The organism is Azospirillum sp. B506, assembly GCF_000333595.1.
GTDB lineage: Bacteria > Pseudomonadota > Alphaproteobacteria > Azospirillales > Azospirillaceae > Azospirillum.
Genome location: NZ_BADK01000185.1, coordinates 1 through 5,938 on the forward strand (window position 1 = coordinate 1; position 5,938 = coordinate 5,938).

The window sequence follows — 5,938 nt, forward strand, 5'->3', positions numbered from 1 at the left end:
GATGACGGCGGCCTCAGCGGCACCGTGCTGGCCCGCGTCTTCCAGGGCACGCAGTGGCTGTTCGAGATCGAGACCGCCGCCGGGCGCCTGATGGTGATCCGCCAGCATGACGGTTCGCCCCTGCCGGCGGAACGCGAGCGGGTGATGGTCGGCTGGCGGCCGGACGACATGGCGGTGATGCCCGCGGATCCGGATACCGCCTCCGGCGCGCGGGAGGCGGCATGAGCATGGCGGCCTCCACCGAAACCCACCTTTCCGGCACCAAGGCGTCTGCGGCCCCCCCGCCGCGCCGGCCGCGCCGCTGGCCCTGGGTCCCCTATCTGCTGAGCGCGCCGGGCCTGGCCCTGTTCGCGGTGCTGCTGCTGGTGCCGCTGGTCATGACCTTCCTGTTGTCGCTGAACAGCTTCAGCTTCTATGGCGGGATCGAAGATGTCTGGCAGCTCGGCAACTACACCGACATCATCGCCGACAGCTATTTCCATGAGGTGTTCCTGCGCACCTTCCGCATCGCCGCGCTGGTGACGCTGCTGTGCGCGGTGTTCGGCGCGCCGGAGGCCTACATCCTGCGCCGGATGAAATCGCCGTGGCGCGGGCTTTGCCTGCTGATCGTGCTGGGGCCGCTGCTGATCTCGGTGGTGTCGCGCACGCTGGGCTGGGCGCTGCTGTTCGGCTCGACCGGCCTGGTCAACCAGGGGCTGATGGCGCTGGGGCTGATCGCGACGCCCATCGAGTTCATGTACACCGAGACCGGCGTCGTCATCGCGCTGACCCATGTGCTGGTGCCCTTCATGGTGCTGTCGGTGTGGGCCTCGCTCCAGCGGCTCGACCCGCAGGTGGAGAATGCGGCGCTGTCGCTGGGTGCCGGGCCGCTGACGGTGATGCGCCGGGTGGTGCTGCCGCAGATCGTGCCGGGCATCCTGTCGGGGTCGATCATCGTCTTCGCGCTGGCGGCAAGCGCCTTCGCCACCCCGGCGATCATCGGCGGGCGGCGGCTGAAGGTGGCGGCGACGCTGGCCTATGACGAGTTCCTGAACACGCTGAACTGGCCCTTGGGCGCCACGGTGGCGGTGCTGCTGCTGATCGCCAACGTCGTCATCATCGTCGGCTGCAACCGGCTGGTCGAACGTCGCTACAAACAGGTGTTCGAATGAACCGCAACGGCCCGCTCGCGCTGATCTTCCACTGCCTGTTCCTGGGCTTCCTGCTGGCGCCGATCCTGATCGTCTGCGCGGTCGCCTTCACCTCGCAGGGCTATCTGTCCTTGCCGACCGAGGGGCTGTCGCTGCGCTGGTTCCGCGCCATCGGCGACAATCCGGAATTCATCCGCGCCTTCAAGGACAGCCTGCTGCTGGGGGCGGTGTCCTCCACGCTCGCGATCCTGGTGGCGGTGCCGGCCGCACTCGCCATCGCGCGGCACCAGTTCTTCGGGCGCGAGGCGATCCAGGCGCTGTTCCTGTCGCCGCTGATGGTGCCGCACATCGTTCTCGGCATCGCCTTCCTGCGCTTCTTCACCATGATCGGGCTGGGCGGCACCTTCGCCGGGCTGGTGCTGAGCCATGTCATCATCATCCTGCCCTTTGCGCTGCGGCTGATCCTGGCGGCGTCCACCGGGATGGACCGCGCGGTGGAGAACGCCGCCGCGTCGCTGGGGGCGTCGTCCTGGACCTGCTTCCGCCGGGTGACGCTGCCGCTGATCCTGCCGGGTGTCGCCAGCGGCTGGGTGCTGGCCTTCATCAACAGCTTCGACGAGGTGACGATGACCGTCTTCATCGCCTCGCCGGAGACCACCACCCTGCCCGTCCGCCTGTTCCTCTACATCCAGGACAACATCGATCCGCTGGTGGCGGCGGTGTCGGCGGTGCTGATCTTCCTGACGGTGGCCGCCATGCTGGTGCTCGACCGCGTCTATGGGCTGGAGCGGCTGCTGGTCGGCAAGGGCCGCGACTGACGCGGCGACGTTTCCACGGGTGTCCTCCTTGACCTGCCCCGCACCTCTCCGGTGCGGGGCATTTTTTTGCGCCGGGCACGCCGATGGTTAAGAAGGCGAATGATTCGCCAAGGCTATTTTCTGTGTTGACCGCAGGGGGCATGCGGACGTACTTTTAACCAGCCGGTTAAAACATCGCGACCGCCACACCGGTCGCCCGAGCCAACCGGCCGGAGGAGACGCATGGAACCCCGCTCTCACTCGGGCGCAGCGTTGCGCCTGCTCAATTCCGACTGGGTCCGCCCCATCCTGCTGATGGTCATCCTGCTGGTTCTGTGGGATCTGTCGGTCCGGCTGTTCGGCGTTCCCGCCTATCTGGTGCCGAAGCCCGGCGACGTCGTGCTGGCGATGATCGACGAATGGCCGCGCCTGCTGGCCGAATCCGTCCCGACCTTCACGGCCACGCTCGGCGGCTTCGCGCTGTCGGTGCTGTTCGGCATTCCCATCGCGATGCTGATCGCCGGATCGCGCGTGGTCGAGGCCTATGTCTACCCGCTGCTGGTCTTCTCGCAGTCGATCCCCAAGGTCGCCATCGCGCCGCTGTTCGTGGTGTGGTTCGGCTTCGGCCTGATGCCGAAGGTGATCGCCGCCTTCCTGCTGGGCTTCTTCCCGGTCGTCGTCTCGGCGGTGCAGGGCTTCAAGTCGGTCGACAACGAGATGATGGATCTCGCCCGCTCGATGAAGGCGTCGCGCCTCCAGACCTTCCAGATGGTCAGCCTGCCGCATGCGCTGCCGGCGATCTTCGCCGGGCTGAAGGTGTCGATCACGCTGGCCGTGGTCGGCGCGGTGGTCGGCGAATTCGTCGGCTCCAACTCCGGCATCGGCTTCGTCCTGCAACGCTCCATCGGCAATTTCGAGCTGCCCTTGATGTTCGCGGCGCTGACCGTGCTGGCGCTGATGGGCGTCCTGCTGTTCTGGGTCATCGACGTGGTCGAGCGCTTCTCCATCCCCTGGCACGCCAGCCAGCGCCACAAGGCCGGCCTCGGCGCCTGACACCCTCAAAAACGCAATTCGCCGACAAGAACCCCGACGCCGCGCCGGCGCGGCCGACGGGGCGATCCACCACCCATGGGAGGACCAACGGTCGTGATGAAGAAAACCATCGTCGCGGCGCTCTGCGCCTTTGCCGCCTCCACCTTGCCGGCACAGGCCGCCGACAAGGTGACGCTGATGCTGAACTGGTACGTCTACGGCGAGCACGCGCCCTTCTATTACGGCAAGGACAAGGGGCTGTACGAAGCCGAGGGCATCGACCTGGAAATCCAGGAGGGCCGCGGCTCGGCGGTGACGACGCAGCTGGTCGCCGCCAAGGGCGTCACCTTCGGCTATGTCGACGTGCCGACGATGATCAAGGCCGCCATGAAGGGCGCGCCGGTGACTTCGCCGGGCGTGCTTTTGCAGACCAGCCCGATGTCGGCGATGGGCTTCACCGAGAAGAACATCCGCAAGCCGGAGGACATCAAGAACCGCATCGTCGCCATGACGCCGGGCGACAGCATGTCCCAGATCTGGCCGCTGTTCCTGAAGAAGACCGGGCTGAAGGAACGTGACTTCGAGGTGGTGTCGGGCGACGCCCAGACCAAGCTGAACGCCGTCATCAATGGGCAGGCCGACCTGCTGCTGGGCTATGTCATGGACCAGAGCATGAAGATCAAGGACGCCACCGGCAAATCGGTGACGCCGATCCGCTTCGCCGATTACGGCGTCAACATGGTCTCCTCCGGCATCATCGCCAACACCGACACGCTGAAGAGCAACCCGGACCTCGTCCGCCGCTTCATGGCCGCGACCACCAAGGCGGTGGAGGAGGCGGAGAAGGCGCCGAAGGACGCGGCGGCCGCCATCCTGAAGGCCAACCCGAAGGGCGGCAAGCCGGACACGCTCCAGGAAGGCTTCGAGCTGACCATTCCGCTCTACCGCACCAAGGAGACGGAGAAGCTGCGGCCCTTCCAGGTCACCGACGCCAACATGAAGGAAACGGTCGATCTGCTGGTCGAGTATGGCGGGCTGGATGCGGCGGCCAAGGAGAATCCGAAGCGCTTCTACACCCGCGAATTCCTGCCGCCCGACCCGGCCGCCGCTGCGGTGAACGCAGCAGCGAAGTGACCGACCCAAAGTGACCGATCGGCCCACCGCCCGACCCACCGCAGGGAGCGACGAAGACGCCATGGCACAGCCTCAGTTGAAACTGGTCGGCGACGCGGAGACGCAGCGCCTGTCCGGCGAGCCGCTGATCCGCATCGACGGGGTGACCAAGACCTACCGCACCCGCGACGGGGAGGTGCCGTCGCTCCGCCCCATCACCTTCGACGTGCGGCCGGGCGAGTTCCTGGTGGTCGTCGGTCCGTCGGGCTGCGGCAAGTCCACCCTGCTGAAGATGCTGGCCGGCCTGCTGCCGGTCAGCAGCGGGACAATCAAGATCGAAGGCGACACGGTCACCGAGCCGCACGACGACACCGGCATCGTCTTCCAGAGCCCGACGCTGCTGGCCTGGCGCTCGGTCCTGCGCAACATCATGCTGCCGGTGGAAATCCGCCGGCTGCCGCGGGAACGCTATCTGGAGCGCGCCCACAGGCTGGTCGAGATGACCGGGCTGAAGGGGTTCGAGCACAAATACCCCTGGCAGCTGTCGGGCGGCATGCAGCAGCGCGCCGCCCTGTGCCGGGCGCTGGTGCACGACCCGAAGATCCTGCTGATGGACGAGCCGTTCGGCGCGCTCGACGCCATGACGCGGGAACGGATGAATGTCGAACTGCAACGCATCCAGCATGAGACCGGCAAGACGGTGATCCTGATCACCCACTCCATCCCCGAGGCGGTGTTCCTGGCCGACCGGGTGATGGTGATGTCGGAACGGCCCGGCACCATCGCCGCCACCTACGAAGTCCCGCTGCCGCGCCCGCGCACGCTGGACGTCATGGGCGACCCGGTCTTCATCCAGCTGACCCAGACCATCCGCAAGCATTTCGCGGCGCAGGGGCATCTGGACTAAACGCCGGACACCCACCGCAGAAACCGTGCGTCATCCCCGCGAAGGCGGGGATCCAGGCAACTTCGCAGCCAAACCGCTGCGCAGGCTGGAGTCCCGCATCCGCGGAACCGACGGCCGAAGACGTACTGAAAGACTCTCGCCATGTCCGCCCCCCGTCTCCGCATCCGCGCCATCGAGCTGTACGAGCGGCCCGTCCGTTTCGTGAAGCCGTTCCGCTTCGGCGCGGTGACGGTGGAGGCCGCGCCGCAATCCTTCGTCCGCGCCCTGGTCGCGGTGGAGGGACGGGGCGAAGCCTGGGGGGCGACGGCCGAGATGATGATGCCGAAATGGTTCGACAAGCGCCCGGACCGCAGCCCGGCCCAGACGGTGGACGGCCTGCGCCGCTCGCTGATCGAGGCGCGCGAGGCTTATCTGGCGGACGGCCGTCTCGACACCGCCTTCGGCCATCACGCCGCCTACAGCCCGGCGCTGGAGCCGAAGCTGGCCGCCGCCTTCGGGCCGGCGCAGATCGACAAGGCGGTGCTGGACGGACTGTTGCGGCTGCTGAAGCTCAATGCGTTCGAGGGCCTGGGCACCAATGTCGCCGGGCTGGACGCACGGCTGGCGCCCGACCTCGCCGGCTTCGATCTCGACGGGTTCCTGAGCGGGCTGTCCCCGTTGGCGGAGGTGGAGCTTCGCCACACCGTCGGGCTGCTCGACAAGGCGGAGGATCTCCGCGCCCTGCTGGAGCCGGCAACGCTGCGCTGGTTCAAGATCAAGCTGGGCGGTGACGCCACCGCCGACGCGGAGCGGCTGGCGGAGCTGGCCGCCGTGCTGGAGCGGAGCGCCCCCGGCTACCGCGCCACGCTGGACGGCAACGAGCAATATCGCGACGCCGCCCATGTCGCGGACCTGCTCGACCGGATCGACGCCTCCCCGGCGCTGGCCGGTTTCCGCCGGGCGCTCGCCTATCTGGAACA

General features: G+C 67.6%; 6 protein-coding genes and 1 pseudogene. All 7 read left to right on the forward strand.

The annotated features are described in order from the left end of the window. Positions 1 to 225, forward strand: a 225-nt coding sequence (locus tag I71_RS06245) for a TOBE domain-containing protein (RefSeq protein WP_042692467.1), incomplete at its 5' end; no start/stop codon positions are given. Next, entirely contained in the window at positions 222 to 1,151 is a 930-nt protein-coding gene (locus I71_RS06250) for an ABC transporter permease (protein ID WP_083897007.1), read from the forward strand. The genes I71_RS06245 and I71_RS06250, both read left to right, overlap by 4 nt. Then, complete coding sequence (locus tag I71_RS06255) at positions 1,148 to 1,948, forward strand: ABC transporter permease (protein ID WP_042692469.1); 801 nt, start codon at positions 1,148 to 1,150, stop codon at positions 1,946 to 1,948. Before I71_RS06250 ends, I71_RS06255 begins: the two co-directional genes overlap by 4 nt. A 222-nt stretch (positions 1,949 to 2,170) precedes the next feature. Continuing rightward, positions 2,171 to 2,980 carry an ABC transporter permease gene (locus I71_RS06260; protein WP_042692472.1) on the forward strand — a complete coding sequence of 270 codons (810 nt, stop codon included), beginning with the start codon at positions 2,171 to 2,173 and terminating at the stop codon, positions 2,978 to 2,980. 96 nt (positions 2,981 to 3,076) lie between these two features. Continuing rightward, a complete protein-coding gene (locus I71_RS06265) occupies positions 3,077 to 4,093 on the forward strand; it encodes an ABC transporter substrate-binding protein (RefSeq protein ID WP_042692474.1) in 1,017 nt (338 codons plus the stop codon). A gap of 61 nt (positions 4,094 to 4,154) precedes the next feature. Then, positions 4,155 to 4,979, forward strand: a complete 825-nt coding sequence (locus tag I71_RS06270; protein ID WP_042692477.1) for an ABC transporter ATP-binding protein — start codon at positions 4,155 to 4,157, stop codon at positions 4,977 to 4,979. Between the two features lie 141 nt (positions 4,980 to 5,120). Then, positions 5,121 to 5,938, forward strand: a pseudogene (locus tag I71_RS06275) (hypothetical protein); the annotation flags it as partial.

What these genes read in the sequence shown, in the direction of transcription:
- I71_RS06250 (WP_083897007.1), top strand. Translation starts at nt 222, where the DNA reads ATGAGCATGGCGGCCTCCACCGAAACCCACCTTTCCGGCACCAAGGCG.
- I71_RS06255 (WP_042692469.1), top strand. Translation starts at nt 1,148, where the DNA reads ATGAACCGCAACGGCCCGCTCGCGCTGATCTTCCACTGCCTGTTCCTG.
- I71_RS06260 (WP_042692472.1), top strand. Translation starts at nt 2,171, where the DNA reads ATGGAACCCCGCTCTCACTCGGGCGCAGCGTTGCGCCTGCTCAATTCC.
- I71_RS06265 (WP_042692474.1), top strand. Translation starts at nt 3,077, where the DNA reads ATGAAGAAAACCATCGTCGCGGCGCTCTGCGCCTTTGCCGCCTCCACC.
- I71_RS06270 (WP_042692477.1), top strand. Translation starts at nt 4,155, where the DNA reads ATGGCACAGCCTCAGTTGAAACTGGTCGGCGACGCGGAGACGCAGCGC.